General features: G+C 62.5%; 22 protein-coding genes. All 22 read right to left on the bottom strand.

Going from position 1 to position 19,300, the window contains the following annotated elements:
* Window positions 1-68 precede the first annotated feature (68 nt).
* Window positions 69-716, bottom strand: coding sequence for a protein-L-isoaspartate(D-aspartate) O-methyltransferase (locus tag Q0908_RS00715; RefSeq protein ID WP_299280478.1), 648 nt, complete (start codon window positions 714-716; stop codon window positions 69-71).
* Window positions 713-1,495: a 5'/3'-nucleotidase SurE gene (gene surE / locus Q0908_RS00720; protein ID WP_299280480.1), complete on the bottom strand. Its 783-nt coding sequence runs from the start codon at window positions 1,493-1,495 to the stop codon at window positions 713-715. Before surE ends, Q0908_RS00715 begins: the two co-directional genes overlap by 4 nt.
* Window positions 1,496-1,603: 108 nt before the next feature.
* On the bottom strand, window positions 1,604-2,251 hold the full coding sequence (locus tag Q0908_RS00725) for a methyltransferase domain-containing protein (protein ID WP_299280482.1): 648 nt from the start codon (window positions 2,249-2,251) through the stop codon (window positions 1,604-1,606).
* Window positions 2,252-2,281: 30 nt separating this feature from the next.
* Window positions 2,282-2,923 carry an SDR family NAD(P)-dependent oxidoreductase gene (locus Q0908_RS00730; protein ID WP_299280484.1) on the bottom strand — a complete coding sequence of 214 codons (642 nt, stop codon included), beginning with the start codon at window positions 2,921-2,923 and terminating at the stop codon, window positions 2,282-2,284.
* 31 nt (window positions 2,924-2,954) lie between these two features.
* Entirely contained in the window at window positions 2,955-3,233 is a 279-nt protein-coding gene (locus tag Q0908_RS00735; RefSeq protein ID WP_299280486.1) for a hypothetical protein, read from the bottom strand.
* A gap of 124 nt (window positions 3,234-3,357) precedes the next feature.
* Window positions 3,358-3,771 carry a hypothetical protein gene (locus Q0908_RS00740; RefSeq protein ID WP_299280488.1) on the bottom strand — a complete coding sequence of 138 codons (414 nt, stop codon included), beginning with the start codon at window positions 3,769-3,771 and terminating at the stop codon, window positions 3,358-3,360.
* A 25-nt stretch (window positions 3,772-3,796) separates the two neighbouring features.
* Window positions 3,797-4,384, bottom strand: coding sequence for a hypothetical protein (locus Q0908_RS00745; RefSeq protein WP_299280490.1), 588 nt, complete (start codon window positions 4,382-4,384; stop codon window positions 3,797-3,799).
* Window positions 4,385-4,390: 6 nt separating this feature from the next.
* Window positions 4,391-5,845, bottom strand: a complete 1,455-nt coding sequence (gene purF, locus Q0908_RS00750) for an amidophosphoribosyltransferase (protein ID WP_299280873.1) — start codon at window positions 5,843-5,845, stop codon at window positions 4,391-4,393.
* A gap of 156 nt (window positions 5,846-6,001) precedes the next feature.
* Window positions 6,002-6,556 carry a CvpA family protein gene (locus Q0908_RS00755; RefSeq protein ID WP_299280493.1) on the bottom strand — a complete coding sequence of 185 codons (555 nt, stop codon included), beginning with the start codon at window positions 6,554-6,556 and terminating at the stop codon, window positions 6,002-6,004.
* A 32-nt stretch (window positions 6,557-6,588) separates the two neighbouring features.
* On the bottom strand, window positions 6,589-7,953 hold the full coding sequence (gene radA, locus Q0908_RS00760) for a DNA repair protein RadA (protein WP_299280495.1): 1,365 nt from the start codon (window positions 7,951-7,953) through the stop codon (window positions 6,589-6,591).
* 51 nt (window positions 7,954-8,004) lie between these two features.
* Entirely contained in the window at window positions 8,005-8,778 is a 774-nt protein-coding gene (locus Q0908_RS00765; protein WP_299280498.1) for a DNA repair protein, read from the bottom strand.
* A gap of 111 nt (window positions 8,779-8,889) precedes the next feature.
* Entirely contained in the window at window positions 8,890-9,357 is a 468-nt protein-coding gene (locus Q0908_RS00770) for a paraquat-inducible protein A (protein ID WP_299280500.1), read from the bottom strand.
* 73 nt (window positions 9,358-9,430) lie between these two features.
* A complete protein-coding gene (locus Q0908_RS00775; protein ID WP_299280502.1) occupies window positions 9,431-10,177 on the bottom strand; it encodes an ATP-binding cassette domain-containing protein in 747 nt (248 codons plus the stop codon).
* A 70-nt stretch (window positions 10,178-10,247) separates the two neighbouring features.
* Window positions 10,248-11,021 carry an ABC transporter permease gene (locus tag Q0908_RS00780; protein ID WP_299280504.1) on the bottom strand — a complete coding sequence of 258 codons (774 nt, stop codon included), beginning with the start codon at window positions 11,019-11,021 and terminating at the stop codon, window positions 10,248-10,250.
* Complete coding sequence (gene alr / locus Q0908_RS00785) at window positions 11,018-12,052, bottom strand: alanine racemase (RefSeq protein WP_299280874.1); 1,035 nt, start codon at window positions 12,050-12,052, stop codon at window positions 11,018-11,020. Before alr ends, Q0908_RS00780 begins: the two co-directional genes overlap by 4 nt.
* A gap of 85 nt (window positions 12,053-12,137) precedes the next feature.
* A complete protein-coding gene (locus tag Q0908_RS00790) occupies window positions 12,138-12,923 on the bottom strand; it encodes a DUF1194 domain-containing protein (RefSeq protein ID WP_299280506.1) in 786 nt (261 codons plus the stop codon).
* A gap of 74 nt (window positions 12,924-12,997) precedes the next feature.
* Window positions 12,998-14,488, bottom strand: a complete 1,491-nt coding sequence (locus Q0908_RS00795; protein WP_299280507.1) for a replicative DNA helicase — start codon at window positions 14,486-14,488, stop codon at window positions 12,998-13,000.
* Window positions 14,489-14,670: 182 nt separating this feature from the next.
* Window positions 14,671-15,345 (bottom strand): orotate phosphoribosyltransferase, encoded by a 675-nt coding sequence (locus Q0908_RS00800; RefSeq protein WP_299280508.1) that lies wholly within the window; start codon window positions 15,343-15,345, stop codon window positions 14,671-14,673.
* 79 nt (window positions 15,346-15,424) lie between these two features.
* Window positions 15,425-16,456, bottom strand: a complete 1,032-nt coding sequence (pyrC, locus tag Q0908_RS00805) for a dihydroorotase (RefSeq protein ID WP_299280509.1) — start codon at window positions 16,454-16,456, stop codon at window positions 15,425-15,427.
* 33 nt (window positions 16,457-16,489) lie between these two features.
* The gene (locus Q0908_RS00810) at window positions 16,490-17,452 is read right to left on the bottom strand and encodes a phosphoadenosine phosphosulfate reductase (protein ID WP_299280510.1); all 963 of its coding nucleotides are present in this window, start codon (window positions 17,450-17,452) and stop codon (window positions 16,490-16,492) included.
* 114 nt (window positions 17,453-17,566) lie between these two features.
* The gene (locus Q0908_RS00815; protein ID WP_299280511.1) at window positions 17,567-18,613 is read right to left on the bottom strand and encodes a glycosyltransferase family 2 protein; all 1,047 of its coding nucleotides are present in this window, start codon (window positions 18,611-18,613) and stop codon (window positions 17,567-17,569) included.
* Window positions 18,610-19,299, bottom strand: a complete 690-nt coding sequence (locus tag Q0908_RS00820) for a methyltransferase (protein WP_299280513.1) — start codon at window positions 19,297-19,299, stop codon at window positions 18,610-18,612. The genes Q0908_RS00815 and Q0908_RS00820 overlap by 4 nt, the downstream gene beginning before the upstream one ends.
* Between the last annotated feature and the right edge of the window lies 1 nt (window position 19,300).

A 19,300-nucleotide genomic window follows, 5' to 3' on the forward strand; every position in this document is an offset into this window, starting at 1 on the left:
TGCATCGTCCTCTGCCGGGCCCCTCGTAGGCGGGGGCGTTACCGGTTTGGCCCTGTTCTACACCAGTTTTAATCTTTGCCCAAGCCCTCGAGCAGCGGGACAAAGCGCACATCGCGCAATTCGTCATACTCAAGCCCCGTGGCGGTCTTGTGGACCCGGATCAGGCTTTGCACGGCGTCCGACTGACCCACGGGCAGCACCATGATCCCGCCCTCTTTCAACTGCGCTAGCAGGGGGCCGGGGGGGTCTTCGGCGGCAGCTGTGACGATGATCCGATCAAAGGGCGCCTGATCGGGCAGCCCGTGTGAGCCGTCGCCGGTGATGGCGGTGATCGTGTGCAAATCAAGGTTTTCGAAGATGTCGCGCGCCTCGCGCACGAGGCGGCGATGCCGGTCGATGGTGTAAACCCGACGCGCCAGTTTGGCGAGGATCGCGGCCTGATAGCCCGAGCCGGTCCCGACCTCGAGCACTTTGTCGCGCGGTGTGATCTGTAGCGCTTGGGTCATCAACCCCACAACCGAGGGTTGGCTGATCGTCTGCCCGCACGAAATCGGCAGCGGCATATCCTCATAGGCGCGATCCGCGAAAAGCCCACGCACAAAGGGGCCGCGGTCAATTTCTTCCATTGCGCCGAGTACACGTTTGTCCGTCACCCCGCGCGAGCGCAGCGCATAGAGGAACTGCATCTTGCGTGTTGCGAGGTCGTCTTCGCTCATGTGGCGATGCCGGGCAGTTCGGTGAGCATGTCGTGGGCCGTCAGATCCGCGCGCATCGGCGTGACCGAGACATAGCCATCAAGGTTCACCTCGGCGTCGGTGCCCGGCGCGGTGTGAACCTGTTGGTTGCCACCCTTGATCCAGAGATAGTCGCGCCCTGTGGGCGAGGTCGTCGCCTCGGTGTGAAAGCCTGTGCCGGGGCGCAGCCCTTGGGGCACCAGCTTGATCCCCTTCACATCTGCCGCCGCGACCGGGGGCACGTTTACGTTGTAGAACAATTGGTAGCCGGGCTGGACCAATGGCGTGGCGGCGATAATCCGCTCAACCACCTCTTTGCCATGGGCGGCGGAGGCCTCGAACGGGTCGTCTAGCTCACGGTTTGCGGGCCCGAAATATTGCGACAGCCCAATGGACAGCACCCCTTGCAGCGCCCCTTCGATGGCCGCCCCGAGCGTGCCGGAATAAAGCGCGTTTTCCGCAGAGTTGTTGCCGCGGTTCACTCCCGAAAGGATCAGGTCAGGCGGCGTGTCGAGCACTTGGTGCAATCCGGCCAGCACGCAATCGGCGGGGCTGCCCTCGACCGCGAACCTGTTTGGCCCGATCTTCTGGATCATGAAGGGGTGGGCGTAGCTGATGCAGTGGCCGACGCCAGACTGCTCAAAGGCGGGCGCGACGGTCCACACGGCGCCATCGGGGCCAGCAAGGTCGTGCGCGATCTTGTCCAACACGGCGAGCCCGGGCGCTGAAATACCGTCGTCATTTGTGATGAGAATGCGCATGTGCTGCCCCTTTGGTCCTTAGTAGGGCAGCGGCGGTGTGCTGGGCAACTGCGCCAACCCCTCGCGTGAACTTTTTTGGAACAGAGGGGAGCGAGCGTTGCGTGCAGGTTACGCCCGCTGCGCGATATAGCCATGAGAGACCCGCGAGGGCGGCCCGCCCGTAAAGGCGCGCGCTGTGATCGCGGTGAACCCGGCGGCCGTGAGCATGGCGTGGGCCTGATCGGGTGTATAAGCCGCGTTGCCCCACCGCCAGCGCACCAGCGCCGTACACCAGTGCGGTTTGGAGATTGCCATGATCAGCGTACCGCCCGGGCGCAATTGGTCGCGCAGCCACGCAAGGGCTGCATGGGGGTCGTCGAGATGTTCAATGACATGGGCGCACAGCACGATGTCCTGGGGCGGCAGATGTGCCACCTCGTCGCCCACCCCAATGGCGAGCGCTTGTGTCACCGGTAATCTGGTGGCGGCAACCTGCAACATGGCAGGCGAGATATCTGTCAGGGCGAGTGCGGCGGGTGTGCCATGTGCGTCGATCCAGGCCTGCGCAAATGCGCCGGTGCCTGTGCCCACATCCAGCACCGTCGGGGGCGTGGTGGGCGATGGGGCGCTGCGCATCAACTGGGCGTAGGCGTCGATGAACCCGAGTCTGGAGATCCCGTCCTGCCAGCCGGTGGCGGCGGCATCATAGATCGCCTGCAACGCGCCTGATTGGGCAGCGCTGCGGGGGCGATCAAACCGGGGCAGAAGTCGCAACATGCCCCATTGGGCCACGCTTGCGCGGCGTGATCAACCGTTGAATTCCGCCAGAATGCGGTCCGCTTCGATTTTGGGGTCGGTCAGGGCCGCGCGGTCTTCGCCCGGGTGAAAGCGCGCGCGGGTGGCTGTGGGCATGGGATGCGGTGTCGCGATGTGAATGCGCGGCCCGGTTTTGACCGTTTCGGCCTGCCAACTGCGCGCCAGCGCGATCTGGGCCGCCTTGGTGGCCCCGTAGCTGCCATAAAACGGCGCGCCCGACGTCGTGTCATCAAAGAACAGTGCGGCCCCGTCCGTGCCCAAAAGCGGGGCCATGTAGGTGATCAGCGTTCCGGTGGCCGTCATGTTGGCATTCACTGACTTGGCCAAATCCTTGGCGTCGATCATGCCCGCTGGTGCAAGGGGCGCGGCGTGGATGGCGGCGTGAACCCAGAGATCGAGGCTGCCCCATCGGTCATAAATCCCACGGCACAGCGTCTGCATCGCCGCCTCATTGGTGATGTCCATGGGCGCAAGCGTCGCCGCGCCGCCAAGCGCCTTGATCTGGTCGTCCAACTCCTCAAGAGCCCCGGTGGTCTTGGCCACCGCGATGATGTGATGTGTGGGGGCAAGCGCCAGTGCCAACGCGGCCCCGAGGCCCCGCGATGCACCCGTGATAAGAGCGGTTTTGGTCATGCACGCGTCTTGCCCTGTGCGGGCCAAGGCGTCAAGCGGCGCTGGCTCCCGCCGTATCCCGAGGCATTTCGAACTGGCGCGTTCCGGTCCGCGTGCCGAGGATCACCGCGCTGTCCGAAATCGCGACAACCGTGCCTTGGCGCAGCTTGGTTCCGACGCTCACATGCACGATGTCCCCGTTGGCGGAGCGCATAAGGGCACGCCGCGCCTCTGCCGGGCCCATGATCCCGATCAGATGCATCTGGCGCAGGGGCAGGGCGTTGCTTTGGGTGGCTGCGGTCGCGGTGGTGGCGTTGGTTGTATCGCGCATGAAAACCTCGGATCGTCGTCGTTCGAGGCGGGCGCTATCACGCGGGTTTTGGAACGAAAATCTGATTCTCCGTGATTTAGGCGCGGCTTTGCCGATGACGTTTGGGCAGTCGGCGCAAGGATGCCTACACAGCCTGACGTTTCGTCAAATGGTAGGTGAAGGTGAGGTGCGCAAGTTGCCAGAGGGCGTTCGTGGGCAGGTCCGTGTCCAGATCAAACCCCAGACTGCGCCGCCCGTCATTGTGAAACGCGCCCGGAAACCGCGTAGCCATCTGACCGGCCAGATCGGTCTTGCAATCCACGTAAGTGATCAGGCGGTCTGGGACGCTGGGCGACCAGTTCAGCCGCAGCGTGGACCCGATGCGCGGCTTTCGGGGCCGCCACGCGGGCTGTGCCCATTTCAGCGACTCATCAAGCGGGCCAATGTCAGCCTGCGCTGCCACATCAAGAAACAGCGCGCGCATCTGGCCAAAGCGGTGCTGCGCGGCGCCCGGCCATCCAGCGATGAGGGTCAGTTGATCGGAGTGCATGTGGGTCATGGTCGCACGCTAGCCCGCTGTCCTGTCAAGTATCGGCAGCAGGCGTGGTGGTGCAGCGGGCGCGCAGTGTCGCGATATTGGCCGAACCCGGGGCCGTCCATGCCGTCAGGATTTCGGGGTGGCACGCACGGTCAATGTCTTGCAGGGCAATCTGGGCATCCACAATCACCACATTGCGCCGCTTGGGGTAGAGAAACGGCCATGACCCATAAAGACCCCACTGCATGCTTTGGGTGATGGATACGCCTTGCGCCCCGAGCGCGGCGATATCATCCCAGACATCAAGCGTTTCAAGGTGCGGGTCTGTAATGGGGGCCGCGCCGTCGACAAAGATCAGGAACGCCTCGGCCTGATCCACCACGGGCGTGTCGTCCCGGATGGCACCGCTGGTGTCAAAAAGCGCGGCCCAGGGCGCAAACATCTTGTCCGATCCATCCGACAGGGCGACCCCCCAGGTTTTCTCAAGATAGATCGCTGCGACGGGTTTGCCTGTCAGGGTGCTGCGCCAGGTCGAATGGGGTGCGTAGGCTTCGATCATTGCAAGACCAACCGACCACAACCACACCCCTGCGACGAGGATGGCAGTCGCGATGGCCGGACCTTTGATCGACATGCGGCCCTATTCCGCCGCTTTCATCTCGAACCCTTTTTCGATCATGTCCGCAGGCTCGACCGGGTATTCGCCCGAGAAACACGCATCGCAATATTGCGGGCTTGAGGCGTCGCGCCCCTTTGCCTCGCCCACTGCGCGATAAAGCCCGTCGAGCGAGATGAACTTCAGGCTGTCGACGCCAAGATGCTGGGTCATTTCGGCCTCGGACATGGTCGCGGCCAGCAGCTTTTCGCGCTGCGGTGTGTCCACGCCATAAAAACAGGGCCAAGCTGTCGGTGGTGAGGCAATGCGGAAATGGACCTCGGCCGCGCCCGCATCCAGAATCATTTCCTTGATCTTGCGCGAGGTCGTGCCGCGCACCACGCTGTCATCCACGAGAATTACGCGCTTGCCCCTGATGAGCGCGCGATTGACGTTCAGCTTGAGACGCACACCCATGTTGCGGATGCTCTCGGACGGTTCGATGAAGGTGCGGCCCATATACTGATTGCGGATGATCCCCATCGCATAAGGGATGCCCGATTCCATCGAATAACCGATGGCGGCGGGTGTGCCGGAGTCAGGGACTGGGCAGACCAGATCAGCCTCGACCGGGGCCTCCTTGGCCAGTTCGCGCCCGATGTTTTCACGCGTCTCGTAAACCGAGCGGCCCCCGAGGATGCTGTCAGGGCGGCTGAAATAGACATGTTCAAAAATGCAGAAGCGCGACTTTTTGGGCCGGAAGGGGTGGCGGCTTTCAATGCCCTGTTCGGTGATCACGACCATCTCGCCGGGTTCGATCTCGCGGACGAACTCGGCACCGATGATATCCAGCGCACAGGTTTCCGAGCTGAGCACATAGCCCGTTTCCAGCTTGCCCAGCACCAGCGGGCGCACGCCAAGCGGGTCGCGCACGCCGATCAGTTTGGTGCGGGTCATGGCCACCACGGAAAACGCGCCCTCTACCCGGCGCAGCGCATCTTCCATCCGTTCCGGGATGTTGCGTTGCAGGGACCGCGCCATGAGGTGAATGATGCACTCGCTGTCAGACGAGGACTGAAAGATCGAGCCGCGCTCGATCAGCTCGCGGCGCAGCGCGTCGGCATTTGTGATGTTGCCATTGTGCGCGATGGCCGCGCCCCCCATGGCGAACTCACCGAAAAATGGCTGCACGTCGCGGATCGCGGTCTGCCCTTTGGAGCCAGCGGTGGAATAGCGCACGTGCCCAATGGACAGGGCACCGGGCAGCGTCTCCATCACCTTTTGCGAGGTGAAATTGTCGCGCACATAGCCAAAGCGGCGGGCCGAATTGAAACCGTGATCGGGGTCATATGAAACGATCCCGCCCGCTTCCTGTCCCCGGTGTTGCAGGGCGTGCAGGCCGAGGGCCACAAAGTTTGCTGCATCCATGGTGCCAAGGACGCCAAAGATCCCGCACTCTTCTTTCAATTTGTCATCATCGAAGGGATGGGCAGGGGGCATCAGCGCGTCAGCGTCAAAATCGGACAAGGGGCAGCTCCGAATCCAGTGCAGGTTGGTGCGGGGTGTACCAAGCGGGGCCCGCACTGTCACGACGCGATCACCTCTTTGGGCGATGACTTTGCTTCTGGTGTTGCCGCACCGATACGGGCCGCGTCCTTACCCGCCGCAATTGCCCACAAGCGTTTCGTATTGGGTCGTGATCCAGCCAAGCGCCTGTTCGGGGTTCTGATCCTCGATCTGGCCGGTAAAGCGGCCAAAGACTGCCGCAGACCGGCTTTCGTCCACAATTGTGAATTCCTGACCGGTGATCACGGTGTCGTAGACAAAGAACGCAATTGCGACCAGCAGAATGCCGCGGGCCACGCCGAACAGGAACCCAAGCCCCTGATCAAGTCCGCCAAGGGCCGATCGTTGGACGAGGGACGAAAACAGCGGGGTGAACAGCGATACCACGATCAGCGCCAGGGCAAAGACGAGCGCGAAGGCCCCGATAATGCTCAGCTCGCAACTGTCGGCAATGAATTCGCCTACGACCGGGATTTCGCGCACCAGCGGTTCGACCCGGGGCGCGAACAGAAAGGCGAGAATGGCTGCGGCGATCCAGCCGGCGATGGCCATCGCCTCGCGCACGATGCCGCGCCCATAGGCCAGAAGGGCCGACAGGATAATGACCACGGCGACTCCGCCGTCAATGATAGTGAACCCTTCCATGGTCCTTGTCCTTCTTACTGCCCTTGTCGGCGCTATCCTGCGCCGAACACTTCGCCCACAAAACCTGTCAGATCGCTCATCTGGTTCAGTGCCATGCCTTGAACGCCCGGGGCTTTGCCCCCTTTTGGCGCGATTGCGCTGGTGAAACCAAGTTTTTGTGCTTCTTTCAACCTATTTTCGGTCTGGGGGGCCGGGCGCAGGGCTCCGGACAGGCTGATTTCGCCGAAAACCACCGTATCGGCGGGCAGCGCGCTATCCTCGCGTGCACTGAGCAGGGCCGCAGCGACCGCCAGATCGGCGGCGGGTTCGTTGATTTTCATGCCACCTGCGACGTTCAGGTAGACGTCGAGGCCCGCAAAGGGGATGCCGCAGCGCGCTTCGAGCACGGCGAGGATCATGGCAAGCCGCCCGCCATCCCAGCCCACAACTGTGCGCCGCGCCTGCGAGTGGGGCGAGGGCGCGACGAGCGCCTGCAATTCGCACAGGACGGGCCGCGTGCCTTCGATCCCCGCAAAGACGACCGACCCGGGCGACGGCGTGCCGCGCTCGGACAGGAACAGGGCCGAGGGGTTTGTGACCTCGGCCAGCCCCGCACCGGTCATTTCAAACACCCCGATCTCGTCTGCGGGTCCAAAGCGGTTCTTGACCGCGCGCAGGATACGGAACTGGTGGCCGCGCTCGCCCTCGAAATAAAGGACGGTGTCGACCATGTGTTCGACGACGCGGGGGCCTGCGATCTGCCCCTCCTTGGTGACGTGACCGACCAGCACGACGCTGATGCCCTTGCGCTTGGCGAAGGTGGTCAGCTCGTGCGCCGTTGCGCGGACCTGGCTGACGGAGCCCGGCGCGCTGTCCACGGTATCGAGCCACATGGTCTGGATCGAGTCGATGATGGCGAGGCCCGGCGCCTCGGCCTCAAGCGTGGTGAGGATGTTGCGCAGGTTGGTGTCGGCGGCCAGTTGCACGGGTGCGTCATCCAGCCCCAGACGTTGGGCGCGCATGCGGACCTGCGCGCTGGCCTCTTCGCCGCTGACATAGATCGTCTTCATGCCCGCCTTGGCAAAATGCGCCGCCGCCTGAAGCAACAGGGTTGATTTGCCAATGCCGGGGTCACCGCCCACGAGGATCGCCGAGGCGGGCACAAGGCCACCGCCCAACACGCGGTCCAGTTCGGTCATTTGGGATTGGGTGCGGGGGGGCGGCGTTTCCTTGGCGCGCAAATCGGTCAGGGTGACGCCCGTGCCGCGTTTTGCGCCAAGCGCCTTGGCACCGGGACCGGTGGACAGCCCTGCATCTTCGGTGATGGTGTTCCATTCGCCGCATCCGTCGCAGCGCCCGGACCATTTGGTAAAGGACGACCCGCAAGCCGAACAGGAATAGATGGGGTTTTTAGCCATGGCCGAGGGTGTGCCAGCGCGGGGCGGGTGGGTAAAGCCCTATTCTTGGCCCTACTCCGCGCCCTGTTCCAGCCGCGTGGGCAGCTTTGTGATCTTGGCGCTGGTGACCCGTTTGGGACTGGGCGTGTTCAATTCGGGCAACATGGTTTCCAATTCGTCCAGCAACCGCTCCATCTGGGTGCGCGCGACGGCCTCGTCCAACTCGATCCGGTTGATCCACAGCGAGAATTCGGACTGGATCGCGGTGGCATGGGCCAGGCGCTCGTTGAAGCGGTCCACCTCGAATTGGCGTTCCTTGATAAAGGACCGCGCGCGTTCGACCCGGTCATCCGAGAACGCTTCGGCCAGATCGCGGCTGACATGGGACATCTTGGCGGCGAGTTCCAGCACCTCGGGTTCCAGCTGGGCCAGATCGGGGTGGTCGCGCATATGCATCATCCGATCACGCATCTCGTCAAACGCGTCGTTGATGCGGAACGCGCCCTGCCGGTCGGCCGTGTGGGCCAAATGATAGGCGCGCGTCACATCATCAAGGCTGATATCAAAGCGGCGATGCGAGGTTTCAAGTTGCAGGATGCGCCAGTTGGACGGCAGGAAGAAGCACAAGGTCAGCGCAAAAACCGTCAGTCCGACCTGAGCATAGAGGCCCGCATTCGTGATACTCTGCCCGTTCCACTGAACTGCAAGGTCCACCCAAGGCCAGATGCCCGCGGCTGCAAGGCCGGTGCTGACCAGCAAAATCACTGCAAGGGCTGCAAACAGGATGAGCGAAATGCGCTGCATGAAGACGGTCAAAACCTGACCAAAAAATCGTAACTTTTCCATAAGCCTTCCCCCCAGAAGACGTGACTTGGATCAGCTTACAGGGCTAAGGCCCTGTGCAGCAACGATTATTTGTGTGACTTTGCGTGCGCAGTGGCGACAAAGGGCTTTGGATCAGGCGATTGTGTCCGATTTTTCACCAATCGCGCGGGCATTTGTGCCTTGATCCGTGCGCCAACTGACCCAAAGCGAGGTCAGGATACAGGCGGTGAACAGGTAAAGCCCCCATGCGGTTTCAAGCCGCCCGACGCCGATTCCCTTGGCCAACGTGATGTAAAGCGCGATCAGGAAGATGTCGGCCATGGCGAGCTTGCCGAGGATGGTGAGTACAGGCGTGAGGCGCACGCTCAGCAGATTCCAGTGGATCAGTGCCAGTCCGATGGTTTTCAGCAGCGGAGCCACCAACGCAAACAGGGTCACGACCAGCGCGAGGATCACATCGGTTTTCCACAGCGATTGCAAGCCTGTGATGACCGAGATTTCCTTGAGGTTGAACAGCGGCAACAGACCGGCGCGCATCAGCGGCGCAAACCACGACAACGGAAACAGGACAAGGAGGCAAAGGTTGATCCAGCGGTGCATATCTACTCTTGATGGGGGCGGTGTGGGACTGTTTGGCCCCTGAGGGGTCCAAATGCGCCCACCCGCCGTCCCTTTATCTGACGGCCTCGATTGGTCCTGTGGCGCGTCCATGGATGAATTGATCGAGATAGGGATCACCTGCGCTGTCCATCTCGCTGACCGGGCCTGTCCAGCGGATCTTGCCAGCATGCAGCATCGCCACATGGTCCGCAATTGTGCGCACGCTGCTCATATCGTGGGTGATTGTCATGGTGGTCGCGCCCATTTCGCGCACGATTTCGCGGATCAGGTCGTTGATGACCCCAGCCATGATCGGGTCGAGCCCTGTGGTGGGTTCGTCGAAAAAGATGATCTCGGGGTCGGCGGCGATGGCGCGCGCCAGCCCGACGCGCTTTTGCATGCCGCCCGAGAGTTCCGCCGGAAGCCGATCCGCCACATCCGGCGTCAGCCCGACCCGTCGCAGTTTTTCGATGGCGATGTCGCGCGCCTCGGTGCGCGGTTTGGCAAGGCTGCCACGCAGCAGTCGGAACGCGACGTTTTGCCAGACGGGCAGGGAGTCAAAGAGAGCGGCCCCCTGAAACAGCATCCCGAAGCGTGCCAGAAACGCGTCGCGGTCGGTTTGGGTGACGTCGGTGCCATCGACGGTGATTGTGCCTGCATCAGGTGTCACAAGCCCCAGCACGGATTTAATGGCAACCGATTTGCCCGTGCCTGATCCGCCAATGATGACCATGGATGTGCCCTTGGCCACGTGCAGGTTCACGCCTTGCAGGACGTGGTTGGTGCCGAATGCTTTGTGGACGTTGTCGAGAGTGATCATCGGTGTGCGCGCCTCGTGAGGGCGGGATTTGAGTTTGTTTGGCGAGATGAAGCAGGGGGGCTGGGCTGGATCATAGCGAAAAGAACACCCCCGTCAGGACGAAGTTGGCGGCCAGGATCAGCACAGCGGCCGCCTCGACCGACCCCTTGGTGGCGCGGCCCACGCCCTGGGCACCGCGCCCTGAATTCATGCCGAAATAGCAGCCCATCAACGCCGCGATACAGCCAAAGACCGCCCCTTTGGCAAGGCTTGAGGTGATGTCGCGCAGTTGCAGGAAATCCACTGTGTTCTGGATATAGGCGGCGGCGTTGAAGCCAAGCGTACCTGTCGCCACCGCATAGCCGCCAAAGATGCCGATCACGTCCCCGACACCTACGAGCAAGGGCACCACCAGCGTGGCGGCCACGACTCGCGGTGCGATCAGGTATTTCATGGGATGTGTGGACAGGGTCACCAGCGCGTCGATCTGCTCGGTCACCTTCATCGTGGCGATTTCGGCGGCGATAGAGGACGTAACGCGGGCCGCGATCATCAGCCCCACAAGCACGGGGCCCAATTCGCGCACCATCCCGATGGCGACGATCTGTGGCACGACAGCTTCGGCGTTGAAGCGCGCGCCGCCTGCGTAGATTTGCAGCGCCAGCGCGCCCCCCGTGAAGATCGCCGTCAGCCCGACCACCGGCAGCGACAGCCATCCGATGTTGAGCAAGGCCAGCCCGAACTCGCGCGGATAGAAGGGGGGTGTCAGCGCATGGCGCAAGGTGGCGATGCCGAACAGGCTGACCCTCCCGATTGCGGCCAGTAGCCCGAGCACGGCGCGCCCAATCGCGGCCAGAACCCTCATTCGGCGTAGGTCCGGTGATACCGCTGGCCAAGGGATGTCAGGATTTCATAGCCGATGGTGCCGGCGGCGTCGGCCACCATGTCCACGGTTTGCCGCGCCCCGAGCAATTGCAGCGTGTCCGGGTCATGCCCCAGATCGGTCACATCCGCGGTGATCAGGTCCATCGACACACGGCCCACAACCGGGCAGGGGGTGGCGTCAGCAAAGAGGGTCGCTTGCGCCCCCATCGCGCGGATCAGCCCATCGGCATAGCCGCCCGACAGGGTCGCAATGCGTGCATCGCGCGGGGCCTGCCAAACATTGCCGTAGCCCACGGTCTCACCCTTGGCGACATCGCGCACCTGAATGACCGGCAGATCAAGGTTGACCACAGGAGCGGCCCCCTCGAACGGCAACCCGCCATAAAGGCCCACGCCGGGGCGGGTCATGTCGAAATGGTAGGCTCCGCCCATCAGCGTCCCGCCGGTCGCCGCGAGTGAGCGCGGCACATCAAGCCCGTCGGTCATCGCGTGAAATTCCGAGAGTTGGTGCGCATTCATCGGGTGATCAGGCTCGTCCGCGCAGGCCAGATGCGACATGATCAACTGCGGGCCCTGGGCGATGGCAATATCGCGCACCGCAGACCATTCCGGCGGCTCCATTCCCAGACGGTTCATCCCTGTATCAAGCTGGATGCCAAAGGGCGCGCCCGGCAGTGCCTCCACATGGCGCAACATCTGATCGACGGAGTTGAGCAGCGGGGTCAGCGCAGCCTCCTCCACAAGGCGCGTGTCCCCGACCATATGTCCCGAGAAGACATAGATCGTCGGGCCCTGACCCAAAGCGGCACGCAGGATGGCCCCTTCGTTCGCCGTGGCCACGAAAAAGCTGCGCACCCCCGCGCGCGCCAAGGCCCGCCCGGCAACGGGTGATCCGATGCCGTAGCCGTTGGCCTTCACCACGGCCCCGGTTTCCCCCTCTGACAGTGCGTCCAGCGCCTGCCAGTTGCGCACCAAAGCGCCCAGATCAATTGTCAGCGTCGCAGATGTCATGAGCGCGGTTTTGACAGGCAACGTCGCGCGGGGAAAGGGGAAAAGGGGAAATGGCATCGCATCGGGTCCGGCGGTGGCGACCGGGTCAAGGGAAGGCAAAGAGGTCGCGGTTGCGCTCCCAGATCTCCTCGCCAATGAGGCAGTTGTAGCGGCGGGTCTGAGCGCGATAGATCCGTTCGGGCTGGCCTGCGATTTCAAGAACCAGCTTGCGGCGCACCGCATCCTCAAAGGCGGTCCAGGTGTAGACCGGCACCACGAAAGCCCCGGTGCCGCCGATCACGCAGGCGGTGTAATAGGCGTCAAGATCGGGGATGTTCCAGCGCGAGGTCAGATCATCGCTTTGGGTCATGAGGGGCAGGCCGTTGATGGTGATCGCTTGGGCCAGCACCGCATCGCGCGCCGCCGTGACCGGCTCTCCCATGTTATTGGGCCCGTCGCCCGAGACGTCGATCACCCGCCGCAACCCGTCAAATGTGTTGTTCTCGATCGAGCTTGCCGCAAACGCCAGCGCGCCGGAAATCGAGGTGCGGCGCAGCGCATCGCTGTAATTGGCAGTGATTTGCGTGGCGACGCGGGCGGCGTCCTGTGGTGTGGCGATCAGGGTCCATGGCACGATTGTACGCTGATCATAGGCTCCGGCCCATTCGACATAGGTGATTGCAATCCGACCCAACAGGCCCGAGGCGATGGCCCCTGCGACTTCGTCCGAAGTCAGGGCCGCCGCATATCCGCGCCGCTGAATTTCCAACTCGAAAGGCTGCATGGAGCGGGAGACATCGACCGCCAGAAACAGCTCGATATCAACCTCGACCCGGTCTTGGGCCGCCATTGGACCGGCCCAGATCGCCAACAACAGGACTAAGACACGCATGCGACCAGAGGGCCGCACAATGGCTGTCCTGTCCAATCAAAACTGCGTAAAGGAGGCGTGGGCTGGTCGGGCGCTTAAAATTCGCGCTCGCCGCCGCCGTTTTGCCAGGGCTGCACGAGGTTGCCAAAGCGGGTAAAGCGCCCCTCAAAGGACAGATCGACGGTGCCGATGGGGCCGTGGCGCTGCTTGCCGATGATCACCTCAGCGCGGCCATGCAGGCGCTCCATCTCGGCCTGCCATGTCGCCATCGCCTCAAGCTGGTCATCGCCGGGTTTTTCCCGCTCTTTGTAATACTCTTCGCGGAACACGAACATGACCACATCCGCGTCCTGTTCAATCGAGCCCGATTCCCGCAGGTCCGAGAGCTGTGGGCGCTTGTCTTCGCGGTTTTCGACCTGACGGGACAGCTGGGACAGGGCCACCACGGGGATGTTGAGTTCCTTGGCGATGGCTTTGAGGCCCATGGAAATCTCGCCGATTTCCTGCACCCGGTTTTCGGCGACACCGCGGACCAGCTGGAGGTAGTCCACGATCAGCACGTCAAGCCCATGGGTCCGTTTCAGGCGGCGGGCGCGGGCGGCCAGTTGGGCAATCGGGATCGCGGGCGTGTCGTCGATATAAAGCGGGCAGGCCTCGAGTTCCTTGGCGGCGTCCACAAAGCGGCGGAATTCGGTTTCCGTCATATCGCCGCGCCGGATCTGTTCGCTTGGCACTTCGGAGGCTTCGGACAGGATGCGCGCGGCAAGCTGTTCGGCGCTCATCTCGAGCGAGTAGAAGCCGACGACGCCACCCTCGATTGCGCCCTCGGACCCGTCGGGCTTCACGCCGCGCTTATAGGCCTTGGCGATGTTGAAGGCGATGTTGGTGGCCAATGACGTCTTGCCCATCGATGGACGCCCCGCAAGGATCAGCAAGTCAGAGGGGTGCAGTCCCCCCAGCTTTTTGTCCATGTCGATCAGACCGGTCGAGATGCCCGCAAGGCCACCTTCGCGCTGGTAGGCGGCGTTGGCGACATTAACCGCGTCCGTTACCGCCTTGAGAAAGCTTTGAAATCCACCCTCAGAGGTGCCTTGTTCGGCCAGCTTGTAAAGCGCCTGTTCGGCCTCGACGATCTGTTCCTTGGGCTCATTGGCCACATCAACCTTGGCGGCCTTGGCCGAGATGTCGCGGCCCAGAATGATCAGATCGCGACGCACGGCCAGATCATAGATCATCTGCGCATAGTCGCGCACCGCAAAGGCACTGATCGCCGCCCCTGCAAGACGGGCAAGGTAGGCGGGGCCGCCCAGTTCCTTAAGGCCCTCATCATCTTCCATGAACGACTTGAGGGTCACAGGGCTGGCGAGGTTGTTCTTGGCAATCCGCGCGGCTGAAATTTCAAAGATGCGGGCGTGAACGGGGTCGTAGAAATGCTGTGGATTGATGATCGCCGCAACGCGGTCATAGATGTCGTTATTGGTCAGGATCGCGCCCAAAAGCTGCTGCTCGGCTTCGATGGAATGGGGCATGGTGTCGGCGTCCTGAACGGCGACTCCGGTTGGATTGATTGCTGCGATTTCGTTCATGCCTGACCCCGTTGTCCCGTATGTCGATCCCCGGTGTCGTCTTAGCGGAGGGGCGCGCGGAGGTGCAAATTGTATAAGTCTGGGGAAAACGTGTGGAGGCCCCCTGCGCCACTACATCTTGGCGCAGGCGAGGTGCGCGCGTCAATATAAAGTGGGTGCGCGCGCGGCGGCGCGCGCAGAAATCAGCTGCGCGCCGCTTGCCAGCCGCGTGGATCGTTCAGAAATTCCTCAACACCGCTCAGGGTTGCAGAATCAAAGGCCTCACTCGCGCGGGCCTCGGCCAAAACGTCCCACCATGTGCACAGGGCGTGCAAGGTGACGCCGTGATCGCCCAGTGTCTTGTCGGTTTCGGGGAAGATGCCGTAGTTGAAGATCACCGCCGTGTGCGCGCAGGTGGCACCCGTGTCGCGGATCGCATCCACAAAGGACAGTTTAGAGCCACCGTCGGTCGTCAGGTCCTCGACCAGCAGCACGCGTTGGCCCTCGCGCATGTCGCCCTCGATCCGGGCGTTTTTGCCGTACCCTTTCGGCTTTTTGCGCACATAGGTCATGGGAAGGGCCATGCGTTCGGCCACGAATGCGGCAAACGGAATGCCGGCTGTCTCACCACCGGCGATGTTGTCGAACGCTTCGAACCCGGCGTTGCGCATGACGGTTACGGTCAGGAAATCCATCAGCGTGGTGCGGATGCGCGGATGCGAGATCAGCTTGCGGCAATCAATATAGGTCGGGCTTGGCAGGCCCGAGGCCAGCGTGAACGGTTCGGCCGCGTTGAAGTGGACCGCCTTGATTTCGAGCAGCATCCGGGCGGTCAGGCGCGCCATCTCTTCGGGGGTCGGGTGGCTTGTCGGGATCATATGCGTGACTTTCGAATGGTGTGCCGGGTGTGGAGTAGGGAGCCTCCGGCGGGAGTTTGGGTGGCAAGATGAAGACGGATCAGCACACGGACCACTCAAGATCAAAACCGGGGTCAAAGACGGTGACAGGGCCATCTTCGGTGTCGATCTGGACAGGGTAGTTGGGCGCGGATTTGGTGAGCGTGATGGTGTCGGAATTGACGGGCAGGCGGTAAAAGGCGGGGCCGTTGCGCGATGCGAAGGCCTCGAGCCGGTCGAGCGCGGCGTCCTGTTCGAACACCTGCGCAAGGATCGCCATGGTGTTGGGGGCGGTGAAACAGCCCGCGCATCCGCAGGGCAGCAATTTGTTCGCATCCGTGTGGGGCGCACTGTCAGTCCCAAGGAAAAAGCGCACCTCGCCCGATGTCGCAGCCGCGCGCAAGGCAAGCCGGTGCTCTTCACGTTTGGCGACGGGCAGGCAGTAATAGTGCGGTTTGATCCCGCCGGCGAGGATGTGGTTGCGGTTGATCACCAGATGATGGGTGGTGATCGTCGCCCCGAGGCTGTCGTCCTGGGCGCGGGCATACTCAACCGCGTTGGACGTGGTGATATGTTCCATGACAACGCGCAAACCGGGCGTCGCGCGCCGGATCGGATCAAGGACGCGGTCGATGAACACCGCCTCGCGGTCAAAAATGTCGATATCTGCGTCCGTCACCTCGCCGTGGACACACAAGGGCAGCCCGATTTCGGCCATGCGGTCGAGCGTGGCGCGCACGTTGTCGAAATTGGCCACACCCGAGGCCGAATTGGTGGTGGCACCCGCGGGATAGAGTTTGACTGCCTTGATCAGCCCGCTGGCATGGGCAGCGGCCACATCCTCGGGGTCCGTGTCCTCGGTCAGGTAAAGGGTCATCAACGGCTCGAACGCCATGCCACCGGGCAGAGCGGCGAGGATCCGGTCGCGGTAAGCGCGCGCCTGATCGCCTCTCACCACCGGGGGCACCAGATTGGGCATGATGATGGCGCGGGCAAAATGCTGGGCCGTATGCGGCAGAACGGCACGCATCATCGCACCATCGCGCAGATGCAGGTGCCAATCGTCGGGGCGGGCAATCGTCAATGAAGTCATGGTCGCGCGTTAGCACGGGGTGCGGGGCGGTTTCTAGCCCTCCTTGGCGACGTTCTGCGCGGCGGCGGCCTCGCGGGCGGCTTCAAGTTTGGCAAGACGGCGTTGAAAGCGCGGCTCTTCCATCCGGGAGGTCACGTTTTTGATCAGCATATGTGTCAATGCAGTGCGGTCCTGTCGGTCAAGCGCGGCCAGCACGCGGCGCAGATACCAGGGATGGGTGCGCCGGGCACGATAGGCTTGGGCAAAGTTGAGATCATCAAGCGTGCCGTCGGCCACCATTGTCAGCAGATTGGGCAGGATGTCGTCCATGGCCAGAAGGTCACCCTGGATGGCACCGCCCATATTGCGCAGGCGGAATTGTTTGACGGCCGCCCGGGTGAACAGGGCGGCATGCATGGCATCCAGCGTCTCGGCCGGATCATAGAGTACAAAGGCCTGATCGCAAGCATCCAGCATGTCCGGCGCATAGCCATAACGGGAGGTGAAATCAGTGCGCCGCATCTCGCGGAACCGATCGTCCCATTCGGTCACACGCGGATCAAGGGTGGCTTGAGGCTGCACGACCATCACGCGCGCGCCGGGTGCCGCGACAGAAAAGGCAGCCGCTGCATAGCCGCAAGGACCCGCGCCATAAAAGATGACCTGTTCGAAATCATCGAAAAAACCGTCGTCTATCATCCGGTCAAACAGACCAATCACGTGGCGGTCGCGAAACCACGTGTCCCCGTCCGAGGCCACACACAGGTGAGACCAGCCCTGATTGCGCACCATGGACCAGCCAAAGGGTTCGGCTGATTTGGCCAGTGCGCGCATGCCCTGCACGGTCTCAAACGTCACCAGCAATGTGTCGTCACGCCGGATGTGGGCCGCGAAATGCTTGCGTCCAAGGGGTTGGAAAAACCCTTGCTCTTCAGCCACCTTCGCCAATTCGGTCAGCCACTCACCTTTCGGCAAGCCAGCCAGGTCGGTGTAAAAATCGTACTCTGCGTCCTGCATCGCATCATCCTCATCTCCCGCGTTTTTGAGCGGGTTTGGGGTGGGATTAGACGTCCAATACGGCAGAAATAAGAAAAATTTGAGCGACTATTGCGCCGGTCGGGCGGTGACGGGTCAGTCTTGGTCAGCTTTTGCCATGTTGGCAAAGCGGATCATAAACTGTGCCGCCTTGGCAGGCACAGGCCGTGTAGGCGGGGTCATAAGCAATCGGCCAAAAAGCGCGCGAAACGGCTCTTGGGTCATTAGCATCTCAAAGCGCGCCTTGCGCCAGGCGACCGCGCCGTTGTGCAGCGCCGCAAGGGTGCTATCGCCGCGCAGTTCGGCCAAATGCGCGTCACGCGCCGCGTCATAACGGCGGATGGAAGTGTCGGTTTGTGAACAAAAATTCCGCTCGACCCAATAGTCCAAACCCAACATGTCGTCCGAATGCACCGCGCGCCCCCGGTCGGCTTTCAGCACATAGCTTTCCATCGCGCCAAGGGGGTAGTGATTGATCTGCGCCAGCCCGTAATTGGGCCGTCCGTAGTTCGAAAAAATGCGGCGGGTCTTGAACTGATCGTCCAGCGCGCGGCCATGGCTGTCATACCAGCGCGCATTGGCCAGCTTGGCCTCGTCCGCGTCGCGTGGGCGGTGAACGCCCGGTTTTCTGTAGGTACCATCATTGGCGTACAGCGTCTTGAACATCGACGCCCGCCACGGCCAGTTCAGGATATCGGGGGCCCCTTTGGTGAATGTCTCGGTCACCGGCGAATCGGCGTAGCGCACCTGATCATCATTGCCAAACAGGCGCCACGTGAGGGTGATTGCAGTGGCATCCGGCAGGGCGGCGTGCAGGGCGGACAGGGTTCCGTCGCCGGTGTGGACGTTCACGAACTCGTCCACATCCAGCGGCAAGATCCATTCGGCACGCTTGACGCGGCCCATCTTGGCGGCGCGTTTGAGGGCGGTGAATTGGATGCCACCCTTGTCATAGGGGCCGTCATTGCGCACATGTTTGAGCCAGCCCATGGCATCGAGCCGGTCCAGCATCGTGTCGCTGCCATCATCGCAGTCGTTGGAAAAGACAAGGAAATCGTCAAAACCAACCGCCCGGTGATGGGCAAGCCATTCCAGCAAAAACGCGCCTTCGTTGCGCACGGTCAGGATGGCCAGGTGGCTCACTTGGCCACAAATCCAACAAGGCTTCCGGCACTGATGGAGGGGTCATAGACAAGGTTGGCGGCGGCCATCGCCTCAAACACCCGCGCGATGCCAGCAGACCCGATGCGATCCGGATTCAGCTTGATCAGGGTGTGCCGCACAGTTGGCAGCGGTACGCCTTTGAACACATCCGCCTCACCCCCCTCGATATTGCACAGGATCACGGTGGGCTTGATGTCCTTCACCGCGCCCTTGGCGTTGATCATATCGACGGTCACGGATGTGCTCTCGCGCCCGTCAAAGGGTAACAGCGACGACAGCGGCGCGTAGGACTGTAGCAGAAACGGAACCGTGGATTTGCGCGGACCCAGAACGGCATTCGTCAGCTGGACATTCTGAATGCCATTGGTGGCAAGCATGGCCTCGGCATAGCGCACAACAGCCGCGTTGCCGTCATAGCCGTGGATCATCGCGACGTCGCGCTGCTTGGCGATCATGCCGGTCACGAACCCAAGCCCGCTGCCGAGTTCCAGCACCGTGTCGCCCGGCTGCACCACCTCAAGCGCCGCGGCCAGAAAGGCCTGATCGTAGCGGCCCAAACGCAATTTCTTGCGGATTTTCGGGGTCAGATAGTCTGGGTCCAAGGGGAACTTGAGCGCGCCCACCTTGATATGCCCATCGGGATCGATTGTGCCGCTGCCGTCCATG

The organism is uncultured Tateyamaria sp., assembly GCF_947494755.1.
GTDB lineage: Bacteria > Pseudomonadota > Alphaproteobacteria > Rhodobacterales > Rhodobacteraceae > Tateyamaria.